The 16,595-nt window shown below is 68.4% G+C and carries 15 protein-coding genes; 3 read left to right on the forward strand and 12 right to left on the reverse strand.

From position 1 onward, the window contains the following. Window positions 1-11: 11 nt before the first annotated feature. On the forward strand, window positions 12-554 hold the full coding sequence (locus LTV02_RS09530; protein WP_233039630.1) for a DUF402 domain-containing protein: 543 nt from the start codon (window positions 12-14) through the stop codon (window positions 552-554). On the opposite strand, the gene LTV02_RS09535 is transcribed toward LTV02_RS09530, so the two are convergent. From LTV02_RS09535 to LTV02_RS09575, 9 genes are all read right to left on the reverse strand, one after another. Further along, complete coding sequence (locus LTV02_RS09535) at window positions 541-759, reverse strand: DUF6374 family protein (protein WP_233039631.1); 219 nt, start codon at window positions 757-759, stop codon at window positions 541-543. The genes LTV02_RS09530 and LTV02_RS09535 overlap by 14 nt on opposite strands. A 130-nt stretch (window positions 760-889) precedes the next feature. After that, a complete protein-coding gene (locus LTV02_RS09540; RefSeq protein WP_233039632.1) occupies window positions 890-1,819 on the reverse strand; it encodes an oxygenase MpaB family protein in 930 nt (309 codons plus the stop codon). A 125-nt stretch (window positions 1,820-1,944) separates the two neighbouring features. After that, window positions 1,945-2,571, reverse strand: coding sequence for a TetR/AcrR family transcriptional regulator (locus LTV02_RS09545; protein ID WP_067708876.1), 627 nt, complete (start codon window positions 2,569-2,571; stop codon window positions 1,945-1,947). 77 nt (window positions 2,572-2,648) lie between these two features. Continuing rightward, window positions 2,649-4,511: a Na+/H+ antiporter gene (locus tag LTV02_RS09550; RefSeq protein WP_332909569.1), complete on the reverse strand. Its 1,863-nt coding sequence runs from the start codon at window positions 4,509-4,511 to the stop codon at window positions 2,649-2,651. A 72-nt stretch (window positions 4,512-4,583) separates the two neighbouring features. Further along, window positions 4,584-5,912 (reverse strand): pyridoxal-phosphate dependent enzyme, encoded by a 1,329-nt coding sequence (locus LTV02_RS09555; RefSeq protein WP_233039634.1) that lies wholly within the window; start codon window positions 5,910-5,912, stop codon window positions 4,584-4,586. Further along, entirely contained in the window at window positions 5,912-7,342 is a 1,431-nt protein-coding gene (locus LTV02_RS09560) for a type III PLP-dependent enzyme domain-containing protein (RefSeq protein WP_233039635.1), read from the reverse strand. The genes LTV02_RS09555 and LTV02_RS09560 overlap by 1 nt, the downstream gene beginning before the upstream one ends. After that, complete coding sequence (locus LTV02_RS09565) at window positions 7,339-8,595, reverse strand: heavy-metal-associated domain-containing protein (RefSeq protein ID WP_233039636.1); 1,257 nt, start codon at window positions 8,593-8,595, stop codon at window positions 7,339-7,341. The genes LTV02_RS09560 and LTV02_RS09565 overlap by 4 nt, the downstream gene beginning before the upstream one ends. A gap of 2 nt (window positions 8,596-8,597) precedes the next feature. Beyond that, on the reverse strand, window positions 8,598-9,866 hold the full coding sequence (locus LTV02_RS09570; RefSeq protein WP_233039638.1) for an aminotransferase class V-fold PLP-dependent enzyme: 1,269 nt from the start codon (window positions 9,864-9,866) through the stop codon (window positions 8,598-8,600). Between the two features lie 139 nt (window positions 9,867-10,005). Further along, window positions 10,006-10,524, reverse strand: coding sequence for a DUF2599 domain-containing protein (locus tag LTV02_RS09575; RefSeq protein WP_233039639.1), 519 nt, complete (start codon window positions 10,522-10,524; stop codon window positions 10,006-10,008). Between the two features lie 265 nt (window positions 10,525-10,789). Here LTV02_RS09575 and LTV02_RS09580 point away from each other — a divergent pair, with 265 nt between their 5' ends. Next, entirely contained in the window at window positions 10,790-11,227 is a 438-nt protein-coding gene (locus LTV02_RS09580) for an HAD family hydrolase (protein ID WP_233039640.1), read from the forward strand. A gap of 20 nt (window positions 11,228-11,247) precedes the next feature. Here the strand turns inward: LTV02_RS09580 and LTV02_RS09585 are convergent, their stop codons facing one another. Then, a complete protein-coding gene (locus tag LTV02_RS09585) occupies window positions 11,248-12,981 on the reverse strand; it encodes a GMC oxidoreductase (RefSeq protein ID WP_233039641.1) in 1,734 nt (577 codons plus the stop codon). Window positions 12,982-13,084: 103 nt separating this feature from the next. On the opposite strand from LTV02_RS09585, the gene LTV02_RS09590 reads away from it, so the two are divergent. Then, window positions 13,085-13,753 carry a MerR family transcriptional regulator gene (locus LTV02_RS09590; protein ID WP_233039642.1) on the forward strand — a complete coding sequence of 223 codons (669 nt, stop codon included), beginning with the start codon at window positions 13,085-13,087 and terminating at the stop codon, window positions 13,751-13,753. 12 nt (window positions 13,754-13,765) lie between these two features. Here LTV02_RS09590 and LTV02_RS09595 read toward each other — a convergent pair whose 3' ends face one another. Both LTV02_RS09595 and LTV02_RS09600 read right to left on the reverse strand, forming a co-directional pair. Continuing rightward, on the reverse strand, window positions 13,766-15,091 hold the full coding sequence (locus tag LTV02_RS09595; RefSeq protein ID WP_233039643.1) for a family 1 glycosylhydrolase: 1,326 nt from the start codon (window positions 15,089-15,091) through the stop codon (window positions 13,766-13,768). Window positions 15,092-15,185: 94 nt separating this feature from the next. Beyond that, window positions 15,186-16,502, reverse strand: coding sequence for a family 1 glycosylhydrolase (locus LTV02_RS09600; protein WP_233039644.1), 1,317 nt, complete (start codon window positions 16,500-16,502; stop codon window positions 15,186-15,188). Window positions 16,503-16,595: the final 93 nt, after the last annotated feature.

Here is a 16,595-nt window from a genome sequence, read left to right on the forward strand (position 1 = left end):
GTCGGCGGACGGTGGGCACCTTCGAGGTCGGTTCCATCGTGGAACGCCGCGAAATATTGCACGGACAGGTGTGGATGACGATGCCTGTTCGAGTGGTCGCCGACGATGAGATGCTGGCCGTCTGGATTGAGGATGGCGCACCGTTCACGTTTCCGCCACATCCGTTCGGTCCACATCCGTGGTCGGGGCAGGAACGGTGGGCCGGCAGTAGTGTGCTGCAGCTGTACCGGGCAGGGGATCGGTATTCGGTGTGGGGGTTCTTCGCCGCGGGGCGGGTGGATCGGTGGTATGTGAACTTCGAAAGGCCGTACCGCCGTGGGGATTCCTGGTTCGACACCGATGACCACGGTCTCGACATTGTCATCGTGGGGGATGAGTGGCGGTGGAAAGACCGGGACGATGTTGCGGAACAGGTTGCCGAAGGTCGGATTACCGAGGCCGATGCCGCGGCGGTGTGGCGGGAGGCGGAAGGGGTTGCCGCGGCCTTGGATCGCGGGGAGCGGTGGTGGATGGAGCGATGGGGGAAATGGCGGCCGGGGGTCAGTGGGGGGTAGGGGTACTGGGCCAGTGGGGGTGCCAGGGGTTTTCGGGGCGTTCGGTCTCTTCGAGGAAGATGCGGAGGCCTTCGGAGATTTTGCCGGCGGTGGTTTCGAGTTGTTCGGGGGTGAGGGGGGTGTTGAAGGCGGCGGCGTGCAGGAGTTGGTTGCGGGCGTGGTCGAGGTTCATGGTTGCCCAGTCGCGGCGGGAGAGTTCAGGCATGCGGGGAGACTACCTCGAGTAGAACGTATGTTCGAGTGTTCGAGGGTGGGAATTTTCTCGGCGGTGGGGTGTGAGTTGTGCGGTGCGCCTTGCGGTTCCGGTGGGGTGGGTGGGGCGAGGCGGGGTGGGGTCAGGCTGCGTGGGTGGTGGGGGAGGCGGTGGCGAAGGAGGTCAGGAGGAGGTTGCGGTAGAGGTCGCGGAGGCGTTCGTAGCGATAGCGGTTGTAGGCCAGGGGTTCCAGGGTCAGGCGGCGGGGGAGATAGCGCCAGGCGGCGCTGAGGGTGGTGGTGTAGAGGGTGAATTCGAGTTGGTGCAGGGGATTCCAGTGCACGCCGAGGAGTTGCCGCATGCGGGGGTGGGCTGCGCCGGAGGAGCAGATGGTCACGGGCCGCGCGGCGACGGCTGTCGCCAGTCGCCAGAGTGGGGTCAGGGCGGGGCGGGCGGCGGGTGGTACGAACAGGGTGGGGAGGGGGAGGGATTCGAAGCTGTGGCGGGCGAATTGGAGGAATTCGTTGTCGGCCAGCTGGGTGGTGGCTACGCGGTCGTAGTAGGCGCGCATGTCGGCGAGGGTTTCGGGGAGTTTGCCCCGGGCGCCGGGCAATTCGAGGTAGCCCAACTCGGCGCGCAGGGTTTGGTAGACGAGTTCCTCGTCGGCGGGGGTGAGCGTGCGCCCGCACAGGTGGATGTAGGCCTGGTGCACGGCATTGAGGCCGCTCACGGCGACCCAGGTCCACAATTCGGGGGTCAGGGCGCTGTAGCGGGTCCCGGCGAACTCGCCGACACCGGTGCCGCGCACATCGCGGTGCAGACGCTTGAGCTCCTCGCGGAAGGCTTGCGCGTCAACGGGATCGGTGAAACTCATCAGCACGGTGAACGCGGCGCTGCGCAGGCCGCGGTCGGTGAAATTGTCGGCGAACCGGCCGGTGCGATCGACGGCGGCGGCGATCTCGCGATACGCGACCTGATCGAGGGCCAGCCGGCCGAAGACGGCGGCGAGGGGCGAGCCGGTGAACCAGCGGACGTCGTCGGCCAGTGAAACCTGGTGCGGCACTGCACTCATGGTGACCATCCGAGATGGGAAGAAGAGAGGAATTTACTCTCACTGTATGCCCGGTCCCGGGTGCCGCCGACCCGTGGAAATCGAAATGTTGGCCGATCGTCACCGCGGCGATCACCGCGAGGAACTCAACCCCGATACATCGACCGATACGCCGCGATGGTCTGCACCAGATGATCCACGATCTGATCCCGCGACGCCCGCAACGTCCCGTTCAACCACGCCGAGAACATGCCCGCGTTCCCGCTCGCCATGGTCACCGCCGCCACCCGCCGCTGCACCGGATCCTCGATATGCGCGAACAGATGATCCTGGATCAACCGCGTGAACGCCGGCATCACCGCGATGGTCGTCTGCCCCAGTCCGGTCGAGGAGTACGGCTCCACCAGGAACAATCGCGACTTGCGCGGATCCTCGAGCACCTTGTCCACCAGCGCCTCCGACAACGCCCGATCCCGATCCGGATCGTCGCCCACCGCGAACGCCGTCATCGGTTCCAGGAACTCGTCGGCGATCTGCCGGTACAGCACGTCCAGGAGTTCGTCTCGGCTGCTGAACGATTCGTAGAAATACCGATCGGTCAAGGTCGCCCGCCGGCACACCGCCCGCATGGTGACCGCCCCCGCCCCGGATTCGCCGATCAGATCCAGCGCCGCGTCGAGCAGTGCCGCCCGCCGCGCCTCCCGGCGTTCGGTGAGCGTGGTTCCACCCCAGATGCGGGGCTCGGCGTCGTTGGAGGGCTGACCAGTGTGCACCGGGTCAAGGGTAGTGCCCAGCGCGGGCGGCTCGCGCACACCAGGCCCGCTGAGAGGTCGCCGCGCCGCTCGCCCGGCTACCCCAGCAGCTCGTCCAGATAGCACCACCGCCACGATTCGCCCGGCTCCACACTGCGCATCACCGGATGCCCGGTGGCGTGGAAATGCTTGGTCGCGTGATTGCCCACCGAGGAATCGCAGCAGGCCACATGCCCGCAGTCCAGGCACATCCGCAGATGCACCCACACCAGCCCTTCCTCCAGGCATTCCCCGCAGGCATCGGGCAGATCAGGCACCCGGGTGTGCGGTGCCGTGCGCAGATGCTCGCACCCGCCGGACACCACCGGGGCGAGCAGATACTGGTCGTCGTCGGAGTCGGCTTCGGCGATCCGGTCGATAGTGGATTCCTCGAGGTCGATGGTGGCCATCACCGCTTGGAGCACCTCGGTCTCGACGGTCCCCGAATCCCGCACCCGCAACAGCGTTTCGCGTTCGGCCGCCAGCATGGCCAGCCGCAGCCGCCGGTATTCGCCGCCCGGGGTCACCCGCTGGGATTCCGAGCGCCCCAGCAATTCCCACGCCGACCGCGCCCGGTACATCACCCGCATGCGCAGCTCTTCGACCACTTCCGGCGGCGTCTCCTCGACGATATTGGCCTCGAGCGCCGCCAGACCCGCCGCGGTGGCCTGCTGCAGCAGGTTCGCCTCCTGTAGCAGATCCTCGGCATGGCTGGGCCCGCGAAGTTTCAGCGCCCGCACCACCCACGGCAGCGAAATGCCCTGCAACAGCAGGGTTCCGGCCACCACCACGACCGCGAGCAGCGTCAAGGTCGCCACTTCGGGGGTATCGAGGGGCAGCAGCAGCGCCGCCGCGAGGGTCACCACGCCGCGCATGCCCGCCCAGGACACCACCGCGGGCCCGGTCCAGTTCGGCTTCGGCTTGCCCTGCCGCCGCCCCTCCACGTACCAGGCGAAATAGGTGGCCGGGAACATCCAGACCGGCCGCACCACGATGACCGTCACCAGCACCGCCGCACACGTGACGATCAGCGTGGAGTGCGGCAGATCGCTGTGCCAGGCGTCCTCGACGATATGCCGCACCTGCAAACCGATGAGCAGGAACACCGCGCTCTCCAGAATGAACGCGATGGTGCGCCAATTGGTGTGCTCGGCGATCCGCGAGGCTGCGCTCTGCCAGTGCGGCGCCCCGTGCCCGAGGATCAGCCCGCAGGTCACCACCGCGATCACCCCGGAGGCGTGCACCGATTCGGCCGGCAGATACACCGCCCACGGCGCCAGCAGCGACACGCTGGTGTCGAGCACCGGATCGGTGATGCGCTTGCGCAGGAACACCAGCACCGTGGCCGCGATCGCGCCGATCAGCGCCCCGCCGCCGGCCGCCCCGAGGAAGTCGAGCCCGGCCTCCCACATGGTGAACGTCCCCGCCATGGCCGCGACCGCGGTGCGCAGGGTGACCAGCGCGGTCGCGTCGTTGAACAGCGATTCGCCCTCGAGCAGCGTGGTCAGCCGCCGCGGCATCCCCACCCGGCGCGCGACGGCGGTGGCCGCGACCGCATCGGGCGGCGCCACCACCGCGCCGATGGCCACCGCCGCCGAGAACGGCACGGGCAGCAGCCAATACACCACCGCGCCCACCGCGAACGCCGTGAACAGCACCAACCCCACCGACATGAGCGTGATGGACACCTTCTTGGGCCGGAAGTCGACCAGCGAGGTGCGAATCGCAGTGGTGTAGAGCAGGGGCGGCAGCAGTCCCAGCAGCACCAGTTCGGGGTCGATGTCGAACTCGGGCACGAACGGCAGATAGGAGGCGATCACCCCCGCGATGGTGAGTACGAACGGTTCCGCGACGCCGATCCGCCGGGCCAGGGCCGCCAGCGCTACCGCGGCCGCCACCAATGCGATTAGTCCGAACGCCACCTCCACAAGGTCACATCGTGCCAGTTCGATCGCGCCCGTCGCGCACCGACCGGCCGGTGTGCAAGTCTGCGTTCACAACCGCGGCGCGGATTCCATCGCCTTGCCGCTGTCCCGCCACGCCCCGATGCCCCCGGTCAGGCTCGCCGCGTCATACCCCGCCCGCCGCGCCAGCGCCGCGAACCGCAGCGACACCTCACCCACCGGGCACACGAAAACCAGTGGCCGCGAACGCGAGAACGGTACCCCCTGGGCGAACATGTCCTCGAGCTGATCGTCGCGGATGTTCACCGCCCCCGGCACGTGCGCGATCCGGTACGCCATCGCACCCCGGGTATCGACGATGGTCGGTCGCGCACCGCGATCGAGCTCCTCGAGCGCATCCGGCGACAACTGCGGCGTGGCCTCGAGCTCGGCGGCCGAGGGCGGCTGCGCCCGAACCGCTTTCCCGAACAGCTCCGGCCGCCGCTTGCGGATATAGGACAGGTACGGTTCGAGCCGATCGCAGACGATGAACACCGCCGTCACCGGCCGCCCCGGATTCGAATCCGCCACGCCCGCCAGCTCTTCCAGCGCCGCCGCATAGGTCGCCCCGCTGGTCGGCCCCGCCAGCACCCCGTACCGCGCCGCCAATTCCAGGGTCGCGTCCACCGCCCGCCCTGCCTCCACGCTCACGATCCGGTCGTAGAACTCCGGCTGGAACAACCCCACATCCCACATCTCGGTCTCGGACCGGATTCCCGGAATGAAGTCCCCGCGCTCGGACACCACCGCGAGGGTCTTGAGCTCCGGATTGTGCTTGCGCAGGAACGTCGCCGCCCCGCGCGTGGACCCGGTGGTGCCCAGCCCGCCGATCAGATAGTCGACCCGCGTGATCCCGTCGCGCGCCAGATCCTCGTGGATCTCGCGCCCCGTCCCCTGATAGTGCGCCTCGATGTTCTTCTCGCTCGTGTACTGCGACGGGTGATACCACTGCCCCGGTGCCTTGGCCATCGTCGATTCGATCACCGAGTACACGTCGTTGGGCGCGGTCGGGTCCGGGCATTCCGACAGCCCGGGCAGCTCCTCGATATCGGTGTCGAACAGCTGCAACAGCTCTCGCACCTCACCCACCCGGATCCGGTTGGTCACCGCCCGCAACCGCACCCCGCGCATCCCCGCCAGAATCCGCAACGCCTTGGCGGTATTGCCGCTCGAGGCCTCGATCAGCGATTGCTCGCGCGCGACGATCTCGTCCAGATCGTCGCGAATCATGCCCCACGCCACCCGATCCTTGACCGACCCGAACGGGTTGAAGAATTCGAGCTTGGCGTACAACTCCACATTCGGCAGTGCGTGCACCGCCGGATCCAGCCGCAGCAACGGCGTATTGCCGATCAGTTCGGTGATGTGGTCGTAGCGCATTACCGCCCCCGCTCGGGCTGGTAGTCCCCGTCCCGGCACACCCGGAACCCGTCACGTTCGCGCGTCACCGCCAGCTTGGGCGGCAGTCGATGCATGGATGCGGTCGCTGCCGACAAATCCATATGGTAGGCAGCGGTATTGGGGAACACGATCAGATCCCCGGGTTCGGGCCGCGCCGGCAACCACACCTTGTGATTGGTGATCAGATCCCGTTCCAGGCACAGCCGCCCCGCCAGAAACACCCCCGTCGCACCGGTTTCGGTGCGCGGGCGCGCCGGTATCAGCAGCGGATCGACCATGACTTCCTGATCGGCCGGGGTGACGGTGTCGCGGCTGAGATCCAGATTGGCCAGCAGCGAGCCGTCGGCGGTCTCCTTGAGGAACTCCACCCGCGCCACCGTGATTCCCGCATGATCGACCAGCGCCTTGCCCGGCTCCAGCCACACCTCGAGAAGGTTCTCGGCGGCCACCTGCCCGAACTCGCGCCCGCCCTGTGATTCCAGTCCGGCCGCGAGGAGTTCGGCCAGCATGCGGTCGGCAGGAACGGTATTGGCGTACTTGTGGAACACCGGTGTGCCGTGCACGGCGCCGCCGTCGAGGTGGAAGCCGAAGGTATTGCCGCCCCACGCCATCGCTTCACCGCGACCCAGCAGCGCCTCGCGCAAGGCGATCACATAGTGGTCGAAGGCGTCGGCGTCGGCGGTGAACACCTGCCGGAACCCGCCGCCGATATTGAGCACCGACGGCGCGAGCCCGTGCTCGTAGGCGCGTTCGGTCGCCGCCAGACATGCCTCCACCGCCCGCACCCGCTCGGCCGGTTCCCCCGAATCCAGGTGAAAAGCGAACCCCCGGAACCCGATCCGCGCCCGGTCCGCTACCAGCACTTCCAGGACCTCGTCCAGCTGCCGCACCGGCACCCCGAACCGGCTCACCGGCGTCCCCGGAAACCCGCTCAACCGCACCAGCACCGGCGTCACCACCCCGAACTCCGCCGCCAGCTCGCCCACTCTCCGTAATTCCCACACATTGTCGACGCTGATGGTCACCCCCGTCCCGACCAGCTCCCGCAGAAACCCCTCACCCTTGGGCCCGGTCACCTCGATCCGCTCCGGTGCGAACCCCGCCCCGCCCGCACTGGCCAGTTCCTCCGGCGAGGCCACATCGATCCCGACCCCGGCCGCCTCGGCCGTGCGCACGAACGCCCGCGACTGATTCACCTTGTGCGCGTAGCAGATCCGATACCGCCCCACACCCGCTTCGAGCACCGTCCGCAACCGCTCCAGATTCTCGGCGAACACCTGCGGAAACACCAGATGCGCCGGCGACGACCCGCCCTTGAGCGCATCCTCGACCGCGCCGGGCGCATCCAGGAACGCGCGCACCAGCGGATGGATCTTCGCCGGCAGCCCCGGCGGCGCCGCAGCGGTCATACGGCCGTTTCGGAGGCGGCCGCCGCGGGCACCTGCGTGGTCGGGTTGTATCCGCTGTCGCGCAGTGATTCGAACGCCCGGAACCGATTGCGCGGCGACCGGAATTCGGCCACCACCCGTTTGCTGAGCAGATCGATATCGTGCACGCCGATCCCCATCGACTCCAGCACCCCGGTGATGGTGCGCACGCAATGCTGACAGGTCATGTCCGGCACCCAGAACACCTGATCCTCGGCGCTGGTTTCCTCGGTCTCGGAACCGGTTTCGGCGGGCACCTCCCCGACGGCCAACCGCCCCACCAGCGCGGTGAACGTCTCGGTGAACCGGTCCACCACCACCGGCAGCAGACTGTAATGCTCCCCGTCGAGCTGATGCGGCATGGCGGCCAGGCAGGCCGGGCGCGTCCCGGGCGGCAACAGCGCGTACTGCCGCGAGATCACATCCAGCTCATCGTGATATTTGGCGATGGCCTCGGCCACCGACAACCCTTCGACATTGGTGGCGCGCCGCATGACCCGATGCGCGTCGGCGATCGTGGAGTCCTTCATCGACCGCAGCGTGGCCACCGTCTCGGCCGAATACCGCACCGTCCCGTCCGGCTGGGTCGCCAGGGTCACCGCGATCATGCCGCGCCGGTAACTCGAGGCCTGCAACTCCCAATACCAGCGCGTCGCCACCGCCGAATAGATCCCCGAATCCCGCATCCCGAGCGCGAATTCGGCCGCACTGCGATACGGCGTCCACCGCGCCAGCAGCGCGTGCTGAGCCAGCGCCCGCCCGCACGCCTCGATCCCGACCCGGAAGATATCCAGGGGTTCGTGATCGGTGGTGGTGCCTTCCAGCACCGCGCGCTCGCGTGCACCCAGTGCCGAAATCCGCTGCGCCAGCGCTTCGTCGGCGTTCAGCGAGTGCCACAGCGCCAGCACGGTCTCGCGCATGGCGATCGGCACGATCGGCCCCAGCCCGCCGGAATGATAGAACCCGGTATTGGGCACCCCGTCCGAATCGGTCCACGTCATCCGATGCGTCGCCGACACCACCTGATCGGCCCGGCACGGCCGCATGAACCGTTCCAGATACAGCCGCTGCGAGAGCGTCAGATGCGAACCGGGCTCGGGACGCAATGGCGTACTGGTGTATTCGACGTGCCGCGCGGGCGGCGTCGCGGGCGGCGCGCCCAGTCCGGGCCGGGCCAGCACGGCCAGCACCCGGGACGCGGCGCGGCGATCGTAGCGCGGTTCGGAACCGTTCATCGTCAACCGACCTCCTCGGCAATCGTGGCGACACACTCGATGAACCGGTCGATCTCGTCGAAGGTGGTGTAGACGTGGGTGCTCACCCGCACCGAATCGGCGTCGGTCTCGCCGTCCGGCACACAGTGCGCGCCGGTGCGGACCAGGAACCCGTATTCGCTGAGCACGAAACCCAGATCGGCGGCGCTGATCCCGGCGAGGGTGAAAGACACGATCCCGTACCCGGTTTCACAGGGCGCGTACGCCGGTCCGGGCGCGAACTCCAGGCCCCGGACCGTTCTCAATCCGGCGATCAACGCGATCGTCAGCGCCCGGTTGTGGGCGGCGACGGCGTCCATGCCGTAGTCGTTCAGCACCCGCAAAGCCGCACCGAGTGCCAGAATGCCCGCGATGTTGGGCGTGCCGCCTTCCAGCCGCCGCGGCATCGCTCCCGGGTGCAGGCCGGAATCATCCAGCGTCACAGCCGAATTGCCGCCGGGCAGGAACGGGCTCAGTTCGCCGTGGCGGCGGCGCGCGCAATACAGCACCCCGGTGCCGGGCGCCCCGAACATCTTGTGCCCGGCGAACACCGCGAAATCGGCGCCCAGTTCGCGCACGTCGACCGGCAGATGCCCGCCGCTCTGCGAACAGTCGAAGCACAGCGCGATCCGCGGATCGATTTCCCCGCGCAATTCCTCGAGCGTGGTCAGCGCCCCGAACACGTGATGCAGATGCGCCACGGTGATCAACCGGGTGCGCGGGGAGAGCTTGGCGGCGATATCGCCGATATCGGCCTCGCCCATGGCATTCACCCGATACGGAACCAGCCGGACGGTCCGCCCGAAACCCTGCAGCAACTGCCGCAACTGCACCCACGGATACACGTTCGAGGCATGATCGCGCGGACTGTAGAGGATCTCGTCACCGTCACCGAGATTGGTCAGCGCCCACGCCAGCGCCACCGCGTTCAGCCCCGCCGTCGCCCCGCCGGTGAACACGATCTCCTCCGGTTCGGCCCCCACGAACCCGGCCATCCGTGCTCGCACGTCCTCGATCTCCCGGGTCACCCGCGAGGCCCACGGATAGGTCCCGCGCCCGGCATTGGCGGTCCGCGATTCGTGATAACCCCGCACCGCCGTGATCACCGGCAGCGGCTTCTGGGTGGTGGAGGCCGAATCCAGATACACCGCATCGGTTTGCGCGAGGGCGGGAAACTGCGCGCGCGTACCCGGCGACGCCGGCTCCCGGGCGGGGGAGGACCCGGCGGTGGACGCAGGCGCACAGGACCGCACCGTCGCTCCCTCCGAGGAGTACGCGATTCGACCTCACCCACGATACGCATGTTTCGATGTTTACTCGAAGGTTCTGGCAGACAGGCGCTTTCGTCGGTACCTTCTCGTTATTCCGCCCCGCGACGGTGCGGCGGGCCGCTCAGCGCTCGGGTCCGCCCGGATTGCACAGCGCGTTCACGGTGGCCTCGTACCCGACCGCGGGCCGCCACGGCTCCAGATTCCAGCTCGGCTTGTTCGGCGCGACCACCCGCGCCCACTCCCAGTGACAGAGGAACTGATCGCGCATGCCGGGAGTGTCGGCATCGGGGGACTGGGTCACGACCTCCTGCCACGCGCGTTCTCCGGCGGTGGGGAAGACATCGGCGCGACCGGCCTGGGTGGGATACACCAGCAACCGGCGGCCGTCGACGGCGTCGGTCCATTCGGTGCGCTCGATGAGCGCGGCATCGGCGTACGGATCGACCAGCGGCGCGGCCGAGGAGGTGGGCGCGGCGATCGGTTGCGCGGTGGGCGAGGAGGTTGCCGGAGCGGCCTGGGTCTCCGCGGCGGGCGCCACCGAACCGACCACCACGGGCGCCGATTCCTCGGCCGCGCCGCATCCGCTCAGTCCGAGCGCCAGCACGATCAGCGCGCCCGCCGGTCTCCAGCGCTGCCGCATGGCCTCGCCCCTTTCGCTCCACATTCCCGGCCGGACCATCGCCACGTAGCGGTGGCACTGTGGCCCAGACAGCCCCTACGATGTCACGCGCGGGGCGGTTCCCGAAAGTGGGGTTCCGGCCCGCCCCCGAGCTACCGGTAGTTTGCTACCTGTCGTCGTGAGTACACGACAAGGGGAACATTGGATCGACCATAGGGGCGCGAACGTGGTAGCGAGTGTGAAAGTCCTTGTGTGGGAGGTAGACAACTCCCTGTGGGATGGCGTGGTGTCCGATTCGACCGCCGGTGCGCCGCGGGCCGAAGCGGCGCGCGCCCTGCGCATCCTGGCCGAGCGCGGCGTCATGCACGCCGTGGCCAGTCGCGGTGAATGGGCCTGGACGGTCGAGCAGCTGCGCCGGCACGGACTGCACGAACGGTTCGCGGTGGTCGAGGTCGGCTGGGGCCGCAAGTCCGCCGCCATCGCCCGCATCGCGCAGACCCTGGGCGTGCAGCTCGAGCAGGTCGGCTACCTCGACTCCGAACCCCTCGAGCGCAGCGAGGTCGCGCACGCCCTGCCGCAGGTCCGCTGCTACGCCGCCCGCCACGTGGACGTCCTGCCCGCGCTCCAGGAATTCCGCGCCCCGGTCGGCGACGTCCCGCCGCCGACCTCGCCCATGGGCATCTCGCACATTCACGCCACCGACGAGCAGCGCCTCATCCGCTGAGCGCGCCGCGGAAAAACGACTCAGGCCGGGGTGGATTCGGCCGAACCGCCCGAGCGGATCTGCACGATCGGCAGCACCAGCGCGGCCGGCGCCGACGCCGGCACCACCGGCTGCTTGGGCGTCACCGGCGCGATGCGCTGATAGCCGCCGCCCTGCGCGGGCCGCGTGTCCTGCTCACCCTTGTTCGGCCACATGGCCGCCGCCCGTTCGGCCTGCGCGGTGATCGTCAGCGACGGATTCACGCCCAGGTTCGCCGACACCGCCGCCCCGTCCACCACGCTCAGCGTCGGGTAGCCGTACACCCGGTGATACGGGTCGATCACGCCGTGCTCGCGATCCGCGCCGATCACCGCACCGCCGAGGAAGTGCGCGGTCAGCGGAATATTGAACACCTCGCCCCAGGTGCCGCCCGCGACGCCGCCGATCTGCTCGGCCACCTTGCGCGTCACCTCGTTGCCCGCCGGGATCCACGTCGGATTCGGTTCGCCGTGGCCCTGTTTGGAGGTCAGCTTGCGGCCGAACACCCCGCGTTTGGTGTAGGTGGTGATCGAATTGTCCAGATGCTGCATGACCAGCGAGATGATGGTGCGCTCGCTCCAGCGGTACGGCGACAGGAACTGGATCAGCGTCAGCGGATTGCGCAGCGCCACCCCGAGGAACCGCAGCCAGCGCGGAATCCGCCCGCCGCCGTCGACCATGAGGGTCTGCAGCAGGCCCATCGCATTGGAGCCCTTGCCGTAGCGCACCGGCTCGACGTGGGTGTCGGGCGTCGGATGAATCGAGGAGGTGATGGCCACGCCGCGCGTGAAGTCGGTGCCCGGCATGACTTTCCGGGTCGCCGCGCCCACGATCGATTCGGAGTTGGTGCGGGTCAGCACGCCCAGGCGCTCGGACAGCTCCGGCAGCACGCCCTGATCGCGCATGGCGAACAGCAGCTGCTGGGTGCCGCGCGTGCCGGCCGCGAGCACCACGTGCTTGGCGGTGTAGGTCTTGGGCCGCTTGCGCACCCACGCGCCGGTGCGCTCGGTGCTCACGTCCCAGGTGCCGTCCGGCAGCGGCCGCACGGTGTTCACGGTGGTCATCGGAACGACCTGCGCCCCGGCCTGTTCGGCCAGGTACAGGTAGTTCTTGACGAGGGTGTTCTTGGCATTGTGGCGGCAGCCGGTCATGCACTCGCCGCATTCGATGCAGCCCGTGCGCTCGGGGCCCGCGCCGCCGAAGTACGGATCGGCGACGGTCTTGCCCGCTTCGCCGAAGAACACCCCGACCGGGGTCTGTACGAAGGTGTCACCGAAACCGAGATCGTCGGCGACCGCCTTGAACACCTCGTCGGCCGGGGTCATGTGCGGGTTCTGCACCACGCCGAGCATCTTGCGCGCCTGCTCGTAGTAGGGCATCAGCTCGTCGTGCCAGTCGGTGATGTCACGCCACTGCGGGTCGGCGAAGAACGGCGCGGGCGGCACGTACAGCGTGTTCGCGTAGTTCAGCGATCCGCCGCCGACGCCGGCTCCGGCCAGGATGAGCACATCGCGCAGCGGATGGATGCGCTGGATTCCGTAGCAGCCCAGTTTGGGCGCCCACAGGAACTTGCGCAGATCCCAGCTGTTCTTCGGCAGCTCGTCGTCGGCATAGCGCATGCCGGCCTCGAGCACGCCGACCTTGTATCCCTTCTCGGTCAGCCGCAGCGCGCTGACGCTGCCGCCGAAGCCGGACCCGACGATGAGCACATCGAAGTCGGTGTCACGCTGGGTCATGAGGAGAACTCCCTTGTCGTCGTCGACAGTGTGGCGGCGGTTACGCTAACGCGGACAGTAGCTACTGTCAACGTTAGCTGTTCGCTGTATCTATGCTGTTCGGGTGGACCGATTCAGCCGCACCCAGCTCGCCGAACTCAGCGGGGTACCCGCCCGCACGATTCGCTACTACCACTCCTTCGGTGTGCTGCCCAAGCCCGGACGCGCCGGCAAGGAAGCGGTCTACACCGGCGAGCACGTGGAACGGCTGCGGGCCATCGCCGCCATGCAGGCGCGCGGGCTGCGCCTGGAAGCCATCCGCGAGGTCTTCGAAGCCGACACCACCCGCGAGACCGACTGGCGCGAGGTGTTCGATCCGCGGCTGCCGCGCGAGGACGAGATCATCACCGACGAGCAGCTGAGCGAACTGCTGGGCGACCGCCGCCCCGAGATCCTCGACGAATTGCTCGGCCAGGGCTACGTGGTGCGCGAGGGCGAGGGCTGGCGGGTGCCCGAACCGGCGATGCTCACCGGCGCGCTGGTGCTCTACGACGTGGGCACCGATGTGGCGCTCTCGGGCGTGCTGCGCAAGCTGATTCGCAGTCAGATCGCGGTGCTGGCCGACGATATCGTGCAGACCTTCCGCGATGCGGCGGGCACCAGCTACGGCGGCGAGGGGCCGAGCGTGGACCTGGACCGGTTCGGCGACCGCTTGCAGGCCATCGCCCGCGAAGTCGGCGGGGCCACCCTCGCCGAGGAGATCATGCGCGCCGCACGCGAACTCGACAGCTGAGCCCATCGCCGCTCAGGGCACGGTGACGGGGGAGTCGCAGCTGGCGGGCGGATCCACCAGCACGCAATCCGAGGGTGCGCGCACCGGGGTGTAGGTGCTGGGCACACCGCCGGTGGTGACGATCTGGCGATAGGTGGCCACGGCATCGGTGGGGGTGCGGGTCAGCTCCGGATCATTGCGCACGTCGACGGTGAACAGGCCGAATCGCGGTGTGTAGGAACCCCATTCGTAATTGTCGGTGATGCTCCAGTAGTTGTAGCCGATCACCTTCATCCCGTCGGCCTTGGCCCGCTGCAACCAGTACACGGTGTCGCGCAGATGGTCGGAGCGGGTGTAGCCGTCGGCGCGCGGTTTGCCGTCCTCGGTGGGCATACCGTTCTCCACCACCCACAGCGGCTTGTCGGGGAACATGCGCGAATAGTGTTGCAGCGCGAAGTAGATGCCCTCGGGCCGGATCGGCAGCTCCCACATCCCGGCCGGCGGCGGCACCGACCCGTCGGGCTGGTTCACGCTGTTCTTGGGCGGCTCGTGCCCGAAGTAGTAGTCCACGCCGATGAAGTCGAGCTTGTCCCCGATGCGTTCCATCAGCGGCCCGTTGACCTGGGACTCGGCTCCGGCCACATAGCCCACATTGCTGGTCACCTGGGCGCCCGGCTGCACCTGGTGGATGTAGTCGTAGATCTGATTGTGCGCATCGGCGATCCGGTCCAGCATCTCGTCGGCATCGGTCTCGTTCTGCCGCACCTCGTGCATGATGTAGGCGACGGGCTCGTTCACCGTGACCCACACCGGATTCCGCGCCGCGAACCGATCCACCACCTTGCGGGCATTGGCCAGCCAATCGGCCACCATGTCGGGATTGCGCCAGCCGCCGCGCGCGGCCTCCCAGCCCGGATACACCCAGTGATCCAGGGTCAGCATCGGCTGCATGCCCGCGGAGATGATGGTGTTCACCACGTCGTCGTAGAACCCGAACGCGTCCTCGTCCCACCCGTCCGGTGTCGGCTGCACCCGCGCCCATTCGATCCCGACCCGGAACACTTTCACCCCCAGGCTCGCCGCGAGGGCGATGTCGTTGGGGTAGCGCGAGCGGAAGTCCACCGACTGCCCGTAGGTGTCCCAGCCCGGATTGTTGCGAATGTAGCGCTGCCAGTTGCTGTCCGCCGCATGGCCTTCGGACTGGAAGCCCGAGGCCGCCACGCCCCACAGGAAGTCCGAGCCCAGTACCCCGTGCGCACCGGGCGCGGGTGGGGTGGCGTGGGCGGCGCCGGCGACCGGCAGCAGCGTCGTGGCGGCAGCCAATCCGGCCAGGGCGAGACGGTGCAGCCGTGCGCGCATCGGGACTCCTTCTCGGGACAACGGGTCGGAAACGTCCCGATCGGAGCGTAGCTGTCAGTTAGCCGGATTCCCGTGCAGCGCGGTGCGTGTCGTGCTATCGGGGGATGGTGACCGGGTTCACGCAGCTGTCGACGCCATCGACCAGCGAGCAGGAGGCGGGCGCGCGGGTGGGCAGATACCCGGCCGGTACGCCGTTGGCCGCGGTGATGCCGCGATAGGCGTCCACCGCGTCGGTCGGGCGGCGGGTCAGGCTCGGATCGGTCAGTACATCGACGGTGTAGAGCCCGAATCGCGGTGTGTAGGAACCCCACTCGTAGTTGTCGGTGAGACTCCAGTAGTTGTAGCCCATGATGTTCATGCCGTCGGCCGCCGCCCGCTGCACCCAGTAGATGTCGTCACGCAGGTTGTCGGCCCGGGTGTACCCGTCCGCGCGCGGCGTCCCGTTCTCGGTCGGCATCCCGTTCTCCACGATGTAGAGCGGTTTGCCGGGGAAAAGCTTGCTGAAGTGCCGCAGCGTGTAATAGATGCCCTCCGGCTGCAACGGCAACTCCCACAGCGCCGAGCGCGCGAACCCGGCGTAGTCCGCCGCGGAGCCGGGGGACATCCCGTAGTAGTAGTCGATCCCGAGGTAGTCCAGCCGCCCCGCGATCCGCTGCAGCATCGGCCCGTTCACCGCATCGTCGGCCCCGGGGATGTAGGCGACATTGCTGGTGACCATCGCGCCGGGGCGCACCTGATGGATGTAGTCGTAGATGCTGTTGTGCGCCTGCGCCAGCCGGTCCTGCATCACCCCGAGCTGAGTGATCGGCAGCCCGCCGTTGCGCACCTCGTTCAACATGTACGCGGCCGGTTCGTTGATGGTCACCCACAGCGGATCGAACCCGGCATAGCGATCCACCACCACCCGCATGTTCGTCAGCCAGTCCTCGACCATCCCGTCGCGCGCCCACCCTCCGCGCTCGGCCGCCCACCCCGGATACACCCAGTGGTCCAGGGTCAGCATCGGCCGCATCCCCGCCGCCCGGATGGCCGCGATCACCTTGTCGTAGAAGGCGAATCCCGCGTCGTCCCACATTCCCGGCCGCGGCTGCAACCGTGCCCACTCCACCCCGATCCGGTACACGTTCACCCCCAGCCCCTTCGCGAGGGCGATGTCCGAGGCGTACCGCGTGTAGAAGTCGACGCTGTCGCCGTACCGGTCGTAGTCGGGATGGCTGTTGACGTACCGGACCCAATTGCTGTCCGGCGCATGGCCTTCCGACTGGAACCCCGAGGCCGCCACGCCCCAGTAGAAGCCGTCCCCCAGTGGTGAAGCCGGCCCGGGCGTCGCGGATGCGCCGGCGGCGCCGGTGAGCAGCGCGGTGAGCGTCGCGACGAGGACGAGGGCGGCGGGGCGAAGGAACGAGCGCATCGAACTCCTCGAGGTCAGGTCCGAGCCGAAAAGGACTGGGCGCGCGTCCAAGATAACCGCACCTCAGCGGTATCGGCGTCCTTTCGGCCGATG

This window comes from Nocardia yamanashiensis, assembly GCF_021183565.1.
Taxonomy (GTDB): Bacteria; Actinomycetota; Actinomycetes; order Mycobacteriales; family Mycobacteriaceae; genus Nocardia; species Nocardia yamanashiensis.